General features: G+C 57.0%; 17 protein-coding genes. 9 read left to right on the forward strand and 8 right to left on the reverse strand.

Translation table 11 applies throughout. The features are described 5' to 3' along the window. Positions 1 to 6: 6 nt before the first annotated feature. The 3 genes from K9U38_RS06690 to K9U38_RS06700 are packed head-to-tail and all read right to left on the reverse strand — an operon-like array spanning position 7 to position 3,787. On the reverse strand, positions 7 to 1,242 hold the full coding sequence (locus K9U38_RS06690; RefSeq protein ID WP_224493573.1) for a TonB family protein: 1,236 nt from the start codon (positions 1,240 to 1,242) through the stop codon (positions 7 to 9). 2 nt (positions 1,243 to 1,244) lie between these two features. Then, complete coding sequence (locus tag K9U38_RS06695) at positions 1,245 to 1,664, reverse strand: hypothetical protein (protein ID WP_224493815.1); 420 nt, start codon at positions 1,662 to 1,664, stop codon at positions 1,245 to 1,247. Between the two features lie 38 nt (positions 1,665 to 1,702). Further along, a complete protein-coding gene (locus K9U38_RS06700; protein ID WP_224493574.1) occupies positions 1,703 to 3,787 on the reverse strand; it encodes a TonB-dependent hemoglobin/transferrin/lactoferrin family receptor in 2,085 nt (694 codons plus the stop codon). 333 nt (positions 3,788 to 4,120) lie between these two features. Between K9U38_RS06700 and hemP the strand changes: the two genes are divergently transcribed. From hemP to K9U38_RS06725, 5 genes are read left to right on the forward strand one after another with little or no spacing between them, the layout of a single operon-like run. Next, positions 4,121 to 4,276, forward strand: a complete 156-nt coding sequence (gene hemP, locus K9U38_RS06705) for a hemin uptake protein HemP (protein WP_224493816.1) — start codon at positions 4,121 to 4,123, stop codon at positions 4,274 to 4,276. A gap of 20 nt (positions 4,277 to 4,296) precedes the next feature. Continuing rightward, complete coding sequence (locus tag K9U38_RS06710; RefSeq protein WP_224493575.1) at positions 4,297 to 5,355, forward strand: hemin-degrading factor; 1,059 nt, start codon at positions 4,297 to 4,299, stop codon at positions 5,353 to 5,355. Between the two features lie 11 nt (positions 5,356 to 5,366). After that, positions 5,367 to 6,248 carry a heme/hemin ABC transporter substrate-binding protein gene (locus K9U38_RS06715; protein WP_224493576.1) on the forward strand — a complete coding sequence of 294 codons (882 nt, stop codon included), beginning with the start codon at positions 5,367 to 5,369 and terminating at the stop codon, positions 6,246 to 6,248. 14 nt (positions 6,249 to 6,262) lie between these two features. Further along, a complete protein-coding gene (locus K9U38_RS06720) occupies positions 6,263 to 7,366 on the forward strand; it encodes a FecCD family ABC transporter permease (RefSeq protein WP_224493817.1) in 1,104 nt (367 codons plus the stop codon). 2 nt (positions 7,367 to 7,368) lie between these two features. After that, positions 7,369 to 8,160 (forward strand): heme ABC transporter ATP-binding protein, encoded by a 792-nt coding sequence (locus tag K9U38_RS06725; RefSeq protein WP_224493577.1) that lies wholly within the window; start codon positions 7,369 to 7,371, stop codon positions 8,158 to 8,160. Between the two features lie 86 nt (positions 8,161 to 8,246). On the opposite strand, the gene K9U38_RS06730 is transcribed toward K9U38_RS06725, so the two are convergent. Beyond that, positions 8,247 to 9,170 carry an NmrA family NAD(P)-binding protein gene (locus tag K9U38_RS06730; RefSeq protein ID WP_224493578.1) on the reverse strand — a complete coding sequence of 308 codons (924 nt, stop codon included), beginning with the start codon at positions 9,168 to 9,170 and terminating at the stop codon, positions 8,247 to 8,249. Positions 9,171 to 9,274: 104 nt separating this feature from the next. Continuing rightward, a complete protein-coding gene (locus K9U38_RS06735) occupies positions 9,275 to 9,736 on the reverse strand; it encodes a MarR family winged helix-turn-helix transcriptional regulator (RefSeq protein ID WP_224493579.1) in 462 nt (153 codons plus the stop codon). 251 nt (positions 9,737 to 9,987) lie between these two features. On the opposite strand from K9U38_RS06735, the gene K9U38_RS06740 reads away from it, so the two are divergent. After that, a complete protein-coding gene (locus K9U38_RS06740; RefSeq protein WP_224493580.1) occupies positions 9,988 to 10,704 on the forward strand; it encodes a hypothetical protein in 717 nt (238 codons plus the stop codon). A 71-nt stretch (positions 10,705 to 10,775) separates the two neighbouring features. On the opposite strand, the gene K9U38_RS06745 is transcribed toward K9U38_RS06740, so the two are convergent. Together K9U38_RS06745 and K9U38_RS06750 are read right to left on the reverse strand one after the other, a co-directional pair. Then, a complete protein-coding gene (locus K9U38_RS06745; protein WP_224493581.1) occupies positions 10,776 to 10,934 on the reverse strand; it encodes a DUF1127 domain-containing protein in 159 nt (52 codons plus the stop codon). A 92-nt stretch (positions 10,935 to 11,026) separates the two neighbouring features. Continuing rightward, positions 11,027 to 11,557, reverse strand: a complete 531-nt coding sequence (locus K9U38_RS06750) for a YkgB family protein (RefSeq protein WP_224493582.1) — start codon at positions 11,555 to 11,557, stop codon at positions 11,027 to 11,029. A 459-nt stretch (positions 11,558 to 12,016) separates the two neighbouring features. Here K9U38_RS06750 and K9U38_RS06755 point away from each other — a divergent pair, with 459 nt between their 5' ends. Then, a complete protein-coding gene (locus K9U38_RS06755; RefSeq protein WP_224493583.1) occupies positions 12,017 to 12,652 on the forward strand; it encodes a TetR/AcrR family transcriptional regulator in 636 nt (211 codons plus the stop codon). On the opposite strand, the gene pdhA is transcribed toward K9U38_RS06755, so the two are convergent. Next, on the reverse strand, positions 12,649 to 13,644 hold the full coding sequence (pdhA, locus tag K9U38_RS06760) for a pyruvate dehydrogenase (acetyl-transferring) E1 component subunit alpha (RefSeq protein WP_224493584.1): 996 nt from the start codon (positions 13,642 to 13,644) through the stop codon (positions 12,649 to 12,651). The genes K9U38_RS06755 and pdhA overlap by 4 nt on opposite strands. A 446-nt stretch (positions 13,645 to 14,090) precedes the next feature. Here pdhA and K9U38_RS06765 point away from each other — a divergent pair, with 446 nt between their 5' ends. Further along, positions 14,091 to 14,492, forward strand: coding sequence for a VOC family protein (locus K9U38_RS06765; RefSeq protein WP_224493585.1), 402 nt, complete (start codon positions 14,091 to 14,093; stop codon positions 14,490 to 14,492). Between the two features lie 266 nt (positions 14,493 to 14,758). After that, entirely contained in the window at positions 14,759 to 15,160 is a 402-nt protein-coding gene (locus K9U38_RS06770; protein ID WP_224493586.1) for a cupin domain-containing protein, read from the forward strand. The last annotated feature ends 6 nt before the right edge of the window (positions 15,161 to 15,166 follow it).

The following is a 15,166-nucleotide window of genomic DNA, read 5'->3' on the forward strand; positions in this document are numbered from 1 at the left end:
CCGCGGTTAACCGCCAAATGCCAGCGGTACGTTGAATGCCCAGTTGGACCGGCCGGCATCAGCGGGTATCGGCGGGAAAGGTGCTGCCCTGCGGACTGTGTCCATGCCTGCCTTGTCTACCGCGGCATTTCCGGAGCTGCGACCAATGTCGACACCGGTCACGCTGCCGTTGCTGGCCACGACAAACTGCACATGAACCTCCCCGCGCAAACGCCCCTGCCGCCGCAACGCACGGCGCAGCTTTGACGTTACCGTGCCCGGGTAGTTAGACACTGCGGCGTTGCCTTCTGCGGATGCATTGCCGCGTGCATTGCCATCGGCATGCTTCAGCCCATCATTCTTGCCATCGGCAACACCCGATCTTGCTGTCCGCTCATTGACGCCGTTACGCCCCGACGCGGTTTTGGGTGTTGGTGTTTTTGCGACCTTGGCCGGCGATGGTACGGTCTTGGCCGGCTGTTGCTTTGGCTTTTCCATGACGGGCTTTTCTTGGGCCGGCATCTTGACGACAGGCCTGTGTACCGCTGGCGTTTCGACGTCTGGTTCTGGCGCCACAAGCTTCTCAACCGGCTTTGCAACAACAGGTTCCACATCCTCCACCGGTTGAAGGATGGCCTCCGATGGCGGCTGGACCACGTTTTGGTCCAGGGTCGGCTGGAGCGGGGTGACCCTGAGAATTTCCGGCGCTTCGCTGGGCACAACTTCCGCCACTTCAGTGACCGGGACAGGGGCAGGTTCAGCCGGGGCAACCGTTTCAACCGGTTCTTTGATCACAACCGGCGCTACCTGTTCGACTTCCATTGCCGGAACCGGCTTGGGCAGGACCATTGTCACAAGCGAAACGTTTGTTGCGTCCATGCTTACCGGATCGGAAGCACCAGATGCATTCATGTCCAAGGATCCGTCCCCGAGCAGGGCGGTCATCGTATCCTGGCTGCCGGCAATCAGAATTTCATCGGTGACAAAGCCGACGAGCAGTATGGCCAGAGCAGCGTGGAAACCGCAGGAAAGCACAAGCTTCCGGTACCACGTCGTGGTCGGCATTTGCCGCGTTGCTGCCATGCTGCCGTGCCTGGCGGCATCTGGTGATAGCTCTGCCCCGGCCGTGCCTGGAAATTCCAGCGAATCCGGTTCGTGTTCTTGCCCGTAATGAGGGCTTGTCTCGATGACAAAAAGCGCTGGCGGATCCTTCCGTTTGACGACGGCGGATATCTCGGTTTGGAATGCAAGCGCGTAAGCCATCATTAACTTCCGAATTGAACGCCGGATTTCGTCATAGGATTGAGCTGGCGAATGCAGGCCTTCGGGTCGACGCCCGTGCCGGAACACTCCGTCGCGTCGTTCACCAGCACCCGGGCAATCTTGCTGCAATCGGTATCGCCGAGATCGAAACGGCGGACCTTGGTCTTGCCCTGCGGCAGATCCTTGAAGTCCAGCACGGTGATGCGGTCCACCACTTGCGCCTCATTGAACAGCGCGATCTCGAAAGCCGCCTTGTCGAGCGGAGCCTTGAGATTGTTGGTGACGACAAAGGTCAGTCTGCAGCCTTTCTCGGAGGGCTGCAGCGCATTGAGTTCAAGTGTCAGGGTTGGCGCCGGGGAGGACTCTTGCCCCGACGCCGCCCCTGTTGCAGCAAGAAGGAATATGGCTGTAACAGCGGTCATGCTATGGCCAAGACTTGCTGCAAATTCAAATTTCATAGTTACCATCCGAACTGTTTGGCGAGCGTGATCTTGAAGGTGCGGCCCTTGCCGTCTGTACCCGCCAGGTTGTTGCGATAGAATTTGTCGAAGAGGTTTTCGACGGCGAAGCGTGCTTCGAAACCGGCATATTTTTCGTCGGTCGGCTTCCATGATGCGAAGATGTCATGCACGCCATAGCCGGCTGTCGGCTGACCTGTGAATCCGGTGTCGGCATGGGCCGCAAATGTGCTGCGCCAGCCATATTCAACGCCGTAGTCGATCATGCGACCGCCAATCGTCGTCGTCAGGGTCTGTGCCGGAATGGTGGTCAAGGGATCGCCCGTTTCCTCGTCCTCGCCCCTGATGTTGCTGTATGCAAGGCGCGTAAAGAACACTTCGGCGTCGTAGGAGCCCTCGACTTCAACACCATAGATCTTCGCTTCATTAATGTTGACGTAATAGGGCACCGGCAGCCGGCTGCGATTGTTTGGGTTGGTACTGATCAGGTTGCGGATCTGGTTGTAGAAACCGGTCGTCTTCAATTGCAACGTATCGCCTGCCCGCAGGAGATCGTAACCCGAGATGGCAAAGCCCGCCTCATAGTTGTTGGATGTTTCCTTCTCGAGGTCCAGACTCGCGGTCCTCCCGCCAGGATAGGTGCGCCCCGGGCCAGACGATGAGTAAAGCTCGTCGATGGTCGGGAATCGCTCGGTGTGCGCCACGGAGCCGAACAGAGAGAAGTTGTCATTGAGCTTGTAGAGGGCAGCGAGCTTCGGTGAGAAAGCATCGTCTGAGGAGTCTTCGGCGCCAGTGATGCTGTCCGCCGGCGACGTGTCGCGGTAGTCGTAACGGACCCCGGGGATCAAGGTCAGTTTCTCACGCCAGACGAATTCGTTCTGGGCGTAGAAGCCATACTTATTCTCAGTTCCTTCCGGGTGGAACAGGATGGCGCCCGGCTGGATCCCTGAAATCGACTCGGCTTCGCGGTCCTGGTGGCTGATCTGGGTGCCGATGGTCAGATAATTTTCGAAACTGTCGGTCTTGTACTCAAAGGTATTCTCGAGACGCGCCTGCAACGTCTTGTAGGAATAATCCGAGTCGTCGAACAACTGGTTGGGCATTCCTATGCCCGAGGCGTTCGACTGTTCGTTCGACGTGTCGGAATAGGAGAGCTGGAATTTCAGGTCAAGCCAAGGATTGTCGCTCGCCGGATTCTCATAGGCAAACACCGCGGTCTGATCGGTGACCTTGCGATCGACCGTCCCGAAATCATTATCGTCGGTTTGCGCATAGGCCTGATCGTCGCCGTCACCCTGCCAGCGCTGGTAAGACAGCCGGATCGTCTGCTCGTTGCCGTCACCGAAGCGGTACGTGCCTTTTGCAAGTCCCGACCAGGAATCGAATGACGACCCGGGGATTTCGTCGCCGTTGCCGTCCTCGTAGTCATCGGACTGGCGATAATTGCCCATGCCGAGGAACTCGAAATTGTCGTTGAGTTTCGTTGCATAGATGGTCGAGCCAAGGAGGCCGGTGCCATTGGAGTCATAGGCGCTCTTGATGCGGACGGCGTTGCTCTGGCCGGGAGCCAGGAAATCGGCCGCATCCTTCGTCGTCAGATTGATGACGCCGCCAAGCGCGCCAGAACCATAAAGCGTCGACGATGCCGGACCGCGCAGCACCTCCACCTGCTTGTAGAGTTCCGGATCGCTGAAGAAGGATCCCATCCGGTACTGTTCGTAAAACTTTGGCGTACCGTCCACGTTGATGATGATCTTGGACTCGTCCGCAGCGGCAGCTCCGCCGATACCGCGAATATTGAAGGCTTCGCCAAAGACGCGGTCGCTGCCGATCGCCGTCACACCGGGAACGTCGCGCAGCGTGTCGCCAATGGTCTGTGGTTGATTCTGATCGATCTGCTCCTGATCGATGATTGTGACAGCTTGCGGCGTATCGATAGCAATCTTGTCGACGCCTGCACCCACTACAAGCCGCTGCAACAGGGTCACGCGTCCCTTCTTCGCAGCCGCCTGAGCCTGCTCACCTGTTTGAGTTTTCTGTTCCGCCTGCTGCGCCCCTGCAACATGCGCTCCGACCATGATCGTCATTGCCGCTCCGCCAAGCAAAACAGTGATATTCCGTGCCACCAGCCCCATAATCTCATTCTCTCCAGGAGTTCAGTTTGTCGCTGGCTGGCCGGGAGAGCTTCGTGCCGATGCTCCGATGCTTGCTTGCAGTTTTTTGTTTAATTAGAAGATGATGATAAACTTGACTCATTGACTCTTCTTTAGCTTGCGTAATAAATATGAATAAGAGAGTCAAGTTTAATTGAACGGAATAATGCGGCGGCATTGTTCCGCACAAAGAGCAGAAAAAAGGCCAGCTCCATGTCGCGACGTCAAATCATCGATCTGCAGGTTCGTCTGCCGAATGTTTCGCCGATGCGATCCGATTTCAGCAAACCGGTGAAACAGGATATCCGCGTTTTCGGCAGCGACATTTTATTCGACGGCTCCAACGAAGTTGGCATCGAACACGCCGGATCGCTTTATCGGCTGAAGATAACCCGCCAGGGCAAGCTGATATTGAACAAATAAAGCAAACAATGAGTGCGAATATGACCCAGACATTGAAACCGTCACCCGAAGCGATCCGGCAGGCGAGAGCGGATAATCCGAAAATGCGTGAGCGTGACCTTGCGCAGCAATTGCATATATCCGAGGCTGATCTGATCGCCGCCTGGTGTGGGATCAACGTCGTTCGCATCAGTCCGCGCATTGAGTCATTCCTCACGGAGATCCAATCGCTCGGTGAAGTCATGGCGCTTACCCGCAATGAAAGCGCCGTGCACGAAAAGATCGGCGTCTATGACAAGCCGATAGTCGGCAAGCATGCTTCGTTGCTGCTCGGCGAGCAGATTGACATGCGGTTGTTCCCGAATGCCTGGGCCCACGGCTTTGCTGTCGAAAAGCAGGATGGCGATACGGTGCGCCGCAGCTTGCAGTTCTTCGATGCCGCCGGAGAGGCAATCCACAAGATACATTTGCGGCCGGCGTCCAATCTCGATGCCTATGAGGTGCTTGTTGCCAAGTTACGGCTGGATGATCAATCCCAGACCATCGCACTGACATCGCTGCCGAAGCCGGAAGAGAAGACGCTTGAGATCGAAGAACTCGATGCTGCAGGCCTGCGCGACCGCTGGAGCCAGATGCGCGATGTGCATGAGTTTTTTGGTATTCTGCGGTCACTCAAGATGACCCGCCACCAGGCGGTTCAGGTGATTGGGCATGACTACGCCTGGAAGCTCAATGGCAGTGCATTTACCGCAATGCTGCATCATTCGGCACAGGAGCAGATTCCAATCATGTGTTTCGTCGGCAATCGCGGCTGCATCCAGATTCATTCAGGTGCTGTCCAGAACATCACGCCGATGGGTCCATGGATCAACATCCTCGACGAGACGTTCCATATGCACCTTCGTACCGATCACATCTCCGAGATCTGGGCGGTTCGCAAGCCAACGAAGGACGGCCATGTCACCTCGCTCGAGGCCTACGGCCCGGAAGGCGAGATGATCATCCAGTTTTTCGGCAAGCGGCATGAGGACTCCGGTGAACGCGATGATTGGCGTCAGCTGATCGAGGGCCGGCCCCGCTTGATGTTCGCGGCGGCTTGAGGAATGTCCGAATGACAATCAGATTATCAGCAATCGCCGGCACCATAGGTATGTTGGCCATACCGCATGCCGGATTTGCAGAAGGGATAACCGGACGTGTGCCCGATGCCAGCCGCGTGGTTTCGATCGGCGATTCCATCACCGAGATCGTCTATGCCCTTGGTGAGGAGGGGCGGCTTGTTGGTCGCGACTCCACCAGCACCTATCCCGAATCCGCGAACAAATTGCCCGATGTCGGCTATATGCGTGCGCTTTCACCCGAAGGTGTATTGTCCATCAATCCGACGGCTATCATCGCCGTGGAGGGCAGCGGGCCGAAGGAAACAATCGAAGTACTGAAGAAGGCAAGCGTACCCTTTGTCTTCGTGCCGGAAAATTACACCGCTGCCAGCGTTGCCGAAAAAATCCGTATTGTCGGCAGGGCGCTCGGAGCAGACAGGAAGGCGGAAACACTTGCAAAGAAGGTCGAGTCGGATCTCGCCGCCGCGCAAAATGAAACAAGCAACATCAAGGCGCGCAAGCGGGTTCTTTTCATCCTCAGTGCCCAGGGCGGCAAGATAATGGCGTCCGGAACCAGGACGGCTGCGAACGGCATCATCGAACTCGCTGGTGCTGAAAATGCCATCACCGAGTTTCGGGGCTACAAGCCGCTAACGGACGAGTCGATCATCACGGCAAAGCCGGATGTCATTCTCGTCATGGATCGTGGCGGTGATCATTCAGCTGCCAATACCGAACTCCTTGCCAACAAGGCAATTGCAGCGACGCCGGCCGGGCAAGCCAAGAATATTGTACGCATGGGCGGACAATATCTGCTTGGCTTCGGTCCGCGCACTGCTCAGGCGGCGCATGATCTGGCCAAAGCCTTCTATGGCAATGAAGTGAGCCAATGAGCGAAGCCGTTGTCATGAAACCCGCCGCCGTATCCCCCAGCAACGGCGGCGGCAAAACGCGTGCAGATGGTGATCGCTCATCTCTGGCCAAGGCTGCAATAGCCGCTTTGAGCATTGTGCTACTGGCAACGATGCTGTTCAGCCTAGCCGCAGGTGCGTCCGATGCATCCATCATGTCCGTCATCGGTGGCTTGTTTTCTACCCCGGACGGCAGCAGCGACGCCTTGCCCATGCGCGACCGCATCATCATCTACGATATCCGGCTGCCACGTGTCATTCTGGGCGCGTTGATCGGCGCATCGCTTGCAGTCTCCGGAGCGGTCATGCAGGGCCTGTTCCGTAACCCTCTTGCCGATCCTGGCATTGTCGGCGTCTCCGCCGGTGCGGGCCTCGGTGCGGTCAGCATGATCGTCCTCGGCGGTACGTTCCTCGCACCACTTATCACCCTGTTCGGCTACTACGCATTGCCGCTCGCGGCCTTCTTTGGTGCGCTCGCCTTTACGCTTATCCTTTACCGTGTCGCAACCCGGCGCGGACAGACCTCGATTGCCACAATGTTGCTTGCCGGTATCGCGCTCGGCGCCATGGCGGGGGCCTATATGGGTGTGCTTGTCTATGTTGCGGATGACAGGCAATTGCGCGACCTCACCTTTTGGGGACTGGGCTCCCTTGCCGGCGCGAACTGGGTGAAGGTTGCTGCTGCCGGTCCATTCATCATTCTGGCGCTGCTGGTCTCGCCCTTTCTCGCGCGCGGCCTCAATGGTCTTGCGCTTGGGGAAGCAGCGGCGAGCCATCTCGGCATTCCAGTGCAGCGCTTCAAGCGCATCGCCATCGTTGTGGTTGCGGCCGCAACCGGTGCTTCGGTTGCCGTGAGTGGTGGTATCGGCTTTGTCGGCGTGGTCGTTCCGCATCTCTTGCGCCTCGTGATCGGTCCAGATCACCGATATATGCTTCCTGCGGCTGCTCTGCTCGGAGCGAGCCTGTTGTTGTTGGCCGATGCGGTCAGCCGTACCATCGTAGCACCGTCGGAACTGCCGATCGGCATCGTAACTGCTGCAGTCGGCGCACCATTCTTCCTTTGGATATTATTGCGGCGCCGTGGAATTCTGGATCTATGACAATGATCGAAGTCACTGATGTTTGCGTCCACCTTGGCAAGAGGACGATTATTGATCGTGCGAGCTTCATCGCCGAAGCGGGGCAGTTCACGATCATTGTTGGCCCGAATGGTTCCGGCAAGACGACGCTGATGCGTGCCCTTTCTGGCGATCTGCCGTTCACCGGGCACATTTCGATCAACGGCCGGGAATTGACCAGGTTGAAGCTGTGGGAAATGGCAGCGATGCGCGCAATCCTCCCGCAAACGACCTCGCTTTCATTTCCATTCACGGTTCGCGAAATCGTCAAGCTCGGGCTGACCAGCGGTCGATCCGGGGCGGCGCGGCGCGGGATGGACAGCCTGCCGGATGAAGCACTGCAAATGGTGGACCTTGCGGGGTTTGGCGGGCGCTTCTACCAGGAACTGTCCGGGGGCGAACAACAGCGGGTGCAGCTTGCCCGCGTGCTGTGCCAGGTGTGGCAACCTGTGCTCGATGGGCAGCCACGCTTTCTCTTCCTCGATGAGCCGGTTTCCAGTCTCGACATCAAGCATCAGCTGATCATCATGGAGATCGCTCGCAGTTTTGCGGAGCGGGGAGGCGGCGTCATTGCCATCCTCCACGACCTCAATCTGACATCGATGTATGCCGACCGTGTCGTCGTCATGCATGGAGGCCACGCCGACTGTGTCGGGACACCAAATGAGGTCCTGACTGATGAGCGCATACTGCGCGTTTATGAATGCGCGCTGAAAGTAGGAGCGCTGCCTGCCAGCCATATTCCCTTTGTCCTTCCACAGTCGGTCGCGGTCTGATCCGGTTCTTTGAGTCGGGAGACGCCAATCCGAACGGGACGAGGCCCGCGTGTTCGGGCCTTGCCAGTCTTGCTTGAACCTGGAATTCAGTCTGGAGAGAAGGTGTTCGCGTTTCGCTTCACGAAGTCGACCATCGAAGTCGGCTTGACGCCCGTAATCTCGAATACCTCGTCGGTCATCCTGTCATACCGACCTTGCTTGTGCAGATCCGCCATGATCGCCAGGTGACTGACGAGGTGCTGGGGAACTCCAAGCTGCTTCAACTTGTCGATCCACGGCAACATGGGCACGTCGACATAGGTGATTGTCCGTCGCAGGGCATCGGAGAAATAGGAAGCATATGTTTCCATATCGGTCGATTCCGGCCCCGTGAGATTGTAGATATTGCCAATGTGCGGGGCCGGGTCATCCAGGACAACCGAGACCACGCGGGCGACATCGAGCGCGGAAATCGGAGAGGTCCGGCTTTGTCCAAGCGGCAGGATGAGCTGGTTCTTGTCTTTCACGCCAGCGGCGGCCAAGCGCAGGAAAAATCCTTCCAGGAACACGGTCGGACGTATAGTGACGACAGGCAGGCCCGACCACCCCAACGCCTGTTCCGAAAGCCAGTGCATCTTGTGTTGCGGGCTGTCCGTCGTCTCGGTCACGCTCATCTGCGTTACCGTCATCTGAGACATATTGACGAAGGCCTTGACGCCGTGATGCCGCGCAACAGCCGCTGTGTTGACGGTGGCCTCCAGATAGTTTGGTGTGATCGACATTCCGAAATAGACGCGTTCTACGCCCTCCATTGCGCGATGCATGGAGGTCAGATCCGTCAGATCGCCCAGAACGACCTCGGCGCCGAGGCTGCGCAGGGCTTCGGCCCGGTCATCTTCCCGGCGTACCAGAGCACGGACATTGTTTCCGCGTTCGATCAGCATCGCGGTAACGTTTCGTCCTATTGCACCGAGATCACCCGCCGCCCCGGTGACGAGGATCGGCTTCTCGGATTTCGCGGTGGTATTCATTCTCCGGTTCCTTTCGTTGTTTGCGATTTCAGATCGGTCGGTGTTCAACGCGGTTATTGATGTATATACAACATCATATGAAAAGGTTATGGCAAGCCGTCACGTCAAGCGCTGCTTTCGGTCTGAGCCAGATTGTTCTCCATTCTCAGGAGAGTGCCAATGCTCTCTTGGCCAAGCAGTTGCCTGGCCTTCTCCTGGGCCGTGCGCCAGGATGGTACGGCCTGTTCAAGCAATGCCTTGCCTGTTTCCGAGATGATGATTGGTCGACTGCGTCCGCCTGCGGAAACAACCTCTTCTACCCAACCTTGCTCCAGCAAGAGGGCGAGGTTGCGCGTGAGGGTCGAACGCTCCTGTCTGTTGGCCCTGCCGATCTCGGCCCTGCTTGCGCTGCCCATCTTCGCCACCATCACCAGAAGTGAGAATTGCGGGGCATTGATTCCATGCGGGCGCAGGTAACTGTCGTATAGATTGGTAATGACGCGGGCGATACGCCTGGTTCGTGTCATCACACATTCGCGTGTAACTTCGCCCACGATCTCGCTTATCGGATAGCCAATATTCGTCATGGTGTTAGTGTAGTGTATATACAACATACATGTCAACATTTTTATGATGGAGATGCTCTTAGCCCGGAAGGGTGTTACAGAGATGAAACCGCCGACTAGGGTGTCGGGCGTGCTCGTAGGACACGTCAGCGGTACCAGCAGATATCATACTGGGTGAGCTGAAGCATGAGTTGTTCTGGCTCGGATCGAGCCCTGGGGCCAGATCTCGCTACGATAGGTTCTCATACTCCAACGCCTTTGAAGGAACGAGAATGGACCTTTTGAACGAAGTTCTTGCCGCACATGGTGGCCTTGATCATTGGAATTCTTTTGAGGAAGCGAGCGTCACGATCATCTCGGGCGGCGAATTGTGGGGGATGAAGGGCATCGATGCCGATGCTACGCCTCGCCGTGTAACGGCGGCGATTCATCGCGAGTGGGCGCATATCAAGCCCTACGGCAATCCAGACTGGGGAATGACGTTTGAACCGGAACGAGTCGAGATCGAGGCGGTCGACAAGACCCTTGTCGCCGAGAGGGATCAACCGCGGGCGGCCTTCGCCGGCCATGCCCTGAATAGCCCATGGGATCCGCTCCATCGCGCCTATTTCAACGGCTATGCCATGTGGACCTATCTGAATACGCCCTTTCTGATGGCACTACCCGGTTTCAGAACCGATGAAATTGCGCCCTGGGATGAACACGGGGAGACATGGCGCGTATTGCGGACAACGTTTCCCAGGCAGATCGAAAGCCATTGTCCGGTTCAAGATTTCTACTTCGGTCCGGATTTTCTGCTCCGCCGCCATGACTACCAGGTTGATATCTCCGGAAGTTTTCTAGCCGCCCAATATGTTTATGACGTCGTAGAGGCTAATGGGATCAGGTTTCCGACGAAGCGGCGAGCCCATCCGCGCGACCCCAATGGCCGTCCCGATCGCGACCGGACCTATGTCTGGATTGACCTCGCGGACTATCGGATGGACTGAAGCACAATTGCACTCGATCCCACCGTTCCAGATTTTACGCTTCATCGAAGGCGATATGTTGGAAAGCGGGTTCACTGGCCCGCTTTCCCGTGCGATGCGATTGTATCTATCTCGTGACGCGATATGCCGACATCGTCCAGCTCGCGATCGGTAAGGCGCATGAGTTCGCGGATGTTTTGACGGTGCCGCACGTGGCTGCGTAGAGTGGACAGAATAAAGGCTACAAACATGGTCGTTCCTTAAGATTGGACCGTGTGACACGGCCGGTTTGGGGCAAGTGAGTTAGGCCGAGGGCGCCGCTTCGCGCCGCCCTCGGCCTCGATCAGGCTCGGGTCGAGCGGAGCGCGGCGAACGAGTCGACGGCGATCCAGACTGAGAGAGCGAACAGGCCGATGTCCTTGAGCAGGAACTGCCCGGGAGCAACCGAGATTGCCGGGAAGCCGAGATCCGGCAGGAAAACGCCTGGTGTCGTCGCCATGAAGCTGAGCGTTGTCACGAACAGCCCTGCCGAAAGGGCGCCGCCGACTATCGAGTATACCGGACTGACCAGCCGTGCCGCGATGAGGGCGCCGATGCTGAGCTCAAGGACACCAAGAAGGCCAGAGAATGCTCGCACGCTGAAAAGGGAATAGACCCAGCTCAACAGCGGACTGTTGCCAACCAGGCCAGTCAGACCTTCCGCCTCGTAGGCGGTGAATTTCATGCCACCAAACCAGACATAGATCAAAGCGAGCGAGGCATACATGCCCGCTGTAGCAATGGTCCGGCCGTGGCGGTCGGCCATATCAAAGATAGTGGCGCCACCCTGGGTAATTGGGTGAGCCGCGGCCGTACGGGTAGAAACATGAGGCATTTGTCTTCTCCTGAGTTGTCCGCGGCGGGCGAACTGCCCGGGACGACGCGGTGCATTCGATACAGATCGGTATCGATTGGCGTTTGTATACCGAGCTGTATCGTTTGGCAAGGCCATCAGAAATTTTTATTCAAGATTCAACATCGCCCATTCGGACGGTTGTGCAGTGTCACTCAGGACGAGGTCGAGTTTGGACGCGCTGTGAATCCGTCAAATCGATACAGAAGAGTTTGGCGGATGTCAGGAAGGTGAAGGCGCAGCACAAGGGCAGAATGGTCGAAAATAGGACGGTATAACGATGAAAAGCCTCGCCTAAAAAACAGATATGTATCGGTAATTGAGAACCATATTGACTCCAGGTGTCGCGAGGTCGTGATAGGTCTATGCCGATCTACCTTGTATTACTCAGAGGCAGTCGTATATAAAGATACAGATCTGAACCTTTTATCCGGGATTGTAATGCGCCGTTCTGAAATACGGGACCACCTGCTTGACACTGCCCTGCAGCTTTTCAACGAACGCGGCTATCACGCGACGGGTATCGATCTGATCATTGCTGAAAGTGGAGTGGCGAAGACGACTCTGTACCGGCACTTCGAAACGAAGGAGGACCTGATCCTCGCGGCCCTCGCGCGACGCGATGAGGAAGATCGGGTTGAGATGCGCTCGTTTGTCGATCAGCGCACTAGCGACTCATTCGAACGCCTTCTTGCAACATTTGATTTCCTTGAAGAGTCATTGAAGGACAAGAAGTTTCGCGGCTGCATTTTTGTCAGCGCCGCTGGCGAACACAAGGACCCCGCCAACCCAGTGTTCCGTGCTGCCGAAATGCATAAACGGCTTACGGTAGCCTATTTTGAGGAACTTGCTCACGCGGCGCGCTTTGCCGATCCGAAGCGGATTGCGGAGGAGATCAATCTCCTGCACGAGGGCGCCATGGCGGTTGCACAGATATCACGTAGCTATGAGCCTGCCCGCCAGGCCAAGCATTTGGCTGGTCAGTTGCTGGCGGTGGCCAAGCGTATGGAACCAGTCGCCTCAAGAGGGGATCCGGCTCAGACGGCTGGGATGCCGGTTACTCCCTTCGGCGCCTAGGAATTGGATAGCAGTATGTCCGTGTAGAGTTCCGACGGATCCGGTTCCGGATCGTGGGTGGCAAACTCTGCCGCCTCGTTCACGATTTGCCGCACTGCGGTGTCAATGGCCTTCAGCTCGTCCTCCGGCATGTTCAAGTTCTTGAGCAGACGGTTGCGCGCCTGATCGATAGGATCGTGCGCCTCGCGCATGAGGGTCACTTCCTCCTTCGTGCGATACTTTGCCGGATCGGACATGGAGTGTCCGCGGTAGCGATAGGTGTGCATTTCCAGGATGTATGGGCCCTTGCCAGTCCGGGCATGCTCGATGGCGCGCAGCCCAGCTGCGTGAACCGCACCGACGTCCATGCCGTCCACCTGCTCCCCGGGAATGTTGAAGGATACACCGCGCTGCGTAAAATCCGTCTGGGCCGAGGCGCGGCTGACCTCAGTACCCATAGCGTAACGGTTGTTCTCGATAACGTAGACCACCGGCAACTTCCACAGAGCCGCCATGTTGAAGCTCTCGGAAACCTGACCCTGGTTGGCGGCGCCTTCGCCGAAATAGGTCAAGCAGACATTGGGGCGTTCACGATAGCGGTTTGCAAAGGCAATGCCAGTGCCGAGCGACACCTGCGCGCCGACAATTCCATGACCGCCGTAGAAGTACTTCTCCTTTGAAAACATATGCATGGAGCCACCCTTACCTGCGGAGAGGCCGCCGCGGCGACCTGTCAGCTCGGCCATGACACCCTTTGGGTCCATGCCACAGGCCAGCATGTGGCCATGATCCCGATATCCGGTTATCACCTGGTCGCCTTCTTTCGTCGCCATCTGCATGCCGACGACAATGGCTTCCTGGCCGATATAGAGGTGGCAGAAGCCGCGGATGAGGCCCATGCCATAGAGCTGACCGGCCTTTTCCTCGAAACGGCGGATCAACAGCATTTCCCGATAGGCATGTAGTTCGTCAGTCTTGCCAAGCTTCGATGGCGCGATTTTCCTCGGTGCCATGGTTCCCCCGAACATCTGCTTTTGAAGTTGGTGTATTCTCCTCGATCCGGTTCGTGTTACCCGTTGGAAGGGCGAACGGAACCGTTGTTGTCGGCAAAAATCCGGTACGAAGCCGCTATCGCATACTAATCGAAGACCCCAAACTTGGCGAGTTGGGCGGCAAAGCGGTAACGCCATCGTGTATTGGCGGCGGGTTCCCGACAAGACTTCTGTCCGCGCAAATTCGCAGGCCTCATGCTGGCTTCCGCGATTGACCGGGGGCGGATTACCGCAACTTGTTCGGCATTCATATCGTATCAGATTGTATCGTAACCGATGTAATTGGTCACTTCTCTACAAATTGGCTGGCTACCTGAAACAATCCATATACGAAGAACGAGCTTTGTCCTGCGTGAGCCGAAGGGCGACGAGCCACGGCAAATTGAAACAATCATGAAGGACAAGATATGACTGCCGCTAAAGCCACACATCAATTGATGGGTCACGCCGTCGTCGGAACCAACGACCTGGATACCGCCGCAAAATTTTACGACCAGTTGTTCACCCTGTTTGACGTGGGCCGCATTCTTGAGCAGCCGGGCCGGGCAATCTATTTCGGGAAGACGATGCTCGAGTTCGGCGTCACAAATCCCTACAATGGCGACCGAGCCCGCGTAGGTAACGGCAACATGGTTGCGCTGAACGCGCATTCCCGGGCCCATGTCGACGAAGTCCATGCACGCGCGATACAGCTCGGCGGCACCGACGAGGGAAAGCCGGGACCGCGGGGACCAAACGAGGATGGTCCGTATTGCGCTTACTTCCGAGATCTGGACGGCAACAAGCTTCTGGTCTTTCACGCTGGTTAAGACTTGCGCCCAAGCGTAGAATGGTGACCGCTCGACCGAGTTCGAGCAGGTGATATCTAGCTCCCGGCCCGCAGGGACCGGGAGCCATATTTTTAGACAATTACATTGCGTTACAAAAAGCCAGAACGCCAGACACATTCCCAATACAGCACATTGGTCAAATATGCCGGTCCCGATAGCAGAGGCCATTTTGGACAGGCACCTGCTGGTAGAGCCCTGGGGCCTCGGTCCAGATTTTTTGTCGAATGAAGAAAAAGGATAAATCCATGAAACTTACCTCCGTAATGTTTGCTGCGATTTTGGTCGTAGGCACGGGCCTCTCGATGCATGGCGCGATGGCACAGCAGAATGGCATCTCGCGTACCGATCTTTTGCAGGAAGCCATCAGCGTTCCCGGTCGAGAGGCTGTCCAGGTTCGTGTCGACTTCGAGCCAGGCTCGGTCTCGATCAATCATTCACATCCCGGCGAAGAGATCGCATATGTCCTCGAAGGTACACTTGAGTATACGCTCGAAGGCCAAAAGCCGGTCACCCTCAAGGCAGGCCAAGCATTGTTCATTCCTTCCGGGGTAGCTCATCTGGCCAAGAATGTCGGCAGCGACAAAGCTTCGGAGCTTGCGACCTACATCGTCGAATCCGGAAAGACGCTTGTCGAACCGGTCAAGTAACCGGAC

This window comes from Phyllobacterium lublinensis (assembly GCF_020164435.1).
Classification (GTDB): Bacteria; Pseudomonadota; Alphaproteobacteria; order Rhizobiales; family Rhizobiaceae; genus Phyllobacterium; species Phyllobacterium lublinensis.

Bases quoted from the DNA above. Each gene is read 5' to 3' on its own strand.
- K9U38_RS06690 (WP_224493573.1), bottom strand. From the start codon at position 1,242: ATGGCTTACGCGCTTGCATTCCAAACCGAGATATCCGCCGTCGTCAAA.
- K9U38_RS06695 (WP_224493815.1), bottom strand. From the start codon at position 1,664: ATGACCGCTGTTACAGCCATATTCCTTCTTGCTGCAACAGGGGCGGCG.
- K9U38_RS06700 (WP_224493574.1), bottom strand. From the start codon at position 3,787: ATGACGATCATGGTCGGAGCGCATGTTGCAGGGGCGCAGCAGGCGGAA.
- hemP (WP_224493816.1), top strand. From the start codon at position 4,121: ATGCGATCCGATTTCAGCAAACCGGTGAAACAGGATATCCGCGTTTTC.
- K9U38_RS06710 (WP_224493575.1), top strand. From the start codon at position 4,297: ATGACCCAGACATTGAAACCGTCACCCGAAGCGATCCGGCAGGCGAGA.
- K9U38_RS06715 (WP_224493576.1), top strand. From the start codon at position 5,367: ATGACAATCAGATTATCAGCAATCGCCGGCACCATAGGTATGTTGGCC.
- K9U38_RS06720 (WP_224493817.1), top strand. From the start codon at position 6,263: ATGAAACCCGCCGCCGTATCCCCCAGCAACGGCGGCGGCAAAACGCGT.
- K9U38_RS06725 (WP_224493577.1), top strand. From the start codon at position 7,369: ATGATCGAAGTCACTGATGTTTGCGTCCACCTTGGCAAGAGGACGATT.
- K9U38_RS06730 (WP_224493578.1), bottom strand. From the start codon at position 9,170: ATGAATACCACCGCGAAATCCGAGAAGCCGATCCTCGTCACCGGGGCG.
- K9U38_RS06735 (WP_224493579.1), bottom strand. From the start codon at position 9,736: ATGACGAATATTGGCTATCCGATAAGCGAGATCGTGGGCGAAGTTACA.
- K9U38_RS06740 (WP_224493580.1), top strand. From the start codon at position 9,988: ATGGACCTTTTGAACGAAGTTCTTGCCGCACATGGTGGCCTTGATCAT.
- K9U38_RS06745 (WP_224493581.1), bottom strand. From the start codon at position 10,934: ATGTTTGTAGCCTTTATTCTGTCCACTCTACGCAGCCACGTGCGGCAC.
- K9U38_RS06750 (WP_224493582.1), bottom strand. From the start codon at position 11,557: ATGCCTCATGTTTCTACCCGTACGGCCGCGGCTCACCCAATTACCCAG.
- K9U38_RS06755 (WP_224493583.1), top strand. From the start codon at position 12,017: ATGCGCCGTTCTGAAATACGGGACCACCTGCTTGACACTGCCCTGCAG.
- pdhA (WP_224493584.1), bottom strand. From the start codon at position 13,644: ATGGCACCGAGGAAAATCGCGCCATCGAAGCTTGGCAAGACTGACGAA.
- K9U38_RS06765 (WP_224493585.1), top strand. From the start codon at position 14,091: ATGACTGCCGCTAAAGCCACACATCAATTGATGGGTCACGCCGTCGTC.
- K9U38_RS06770 (WP_224493586.1), top strand. From the start codon at position 14,759: ATGAAACTTACCTCCGTAATGTTTGCTGCGATTTTGGTCGTAGGCACG.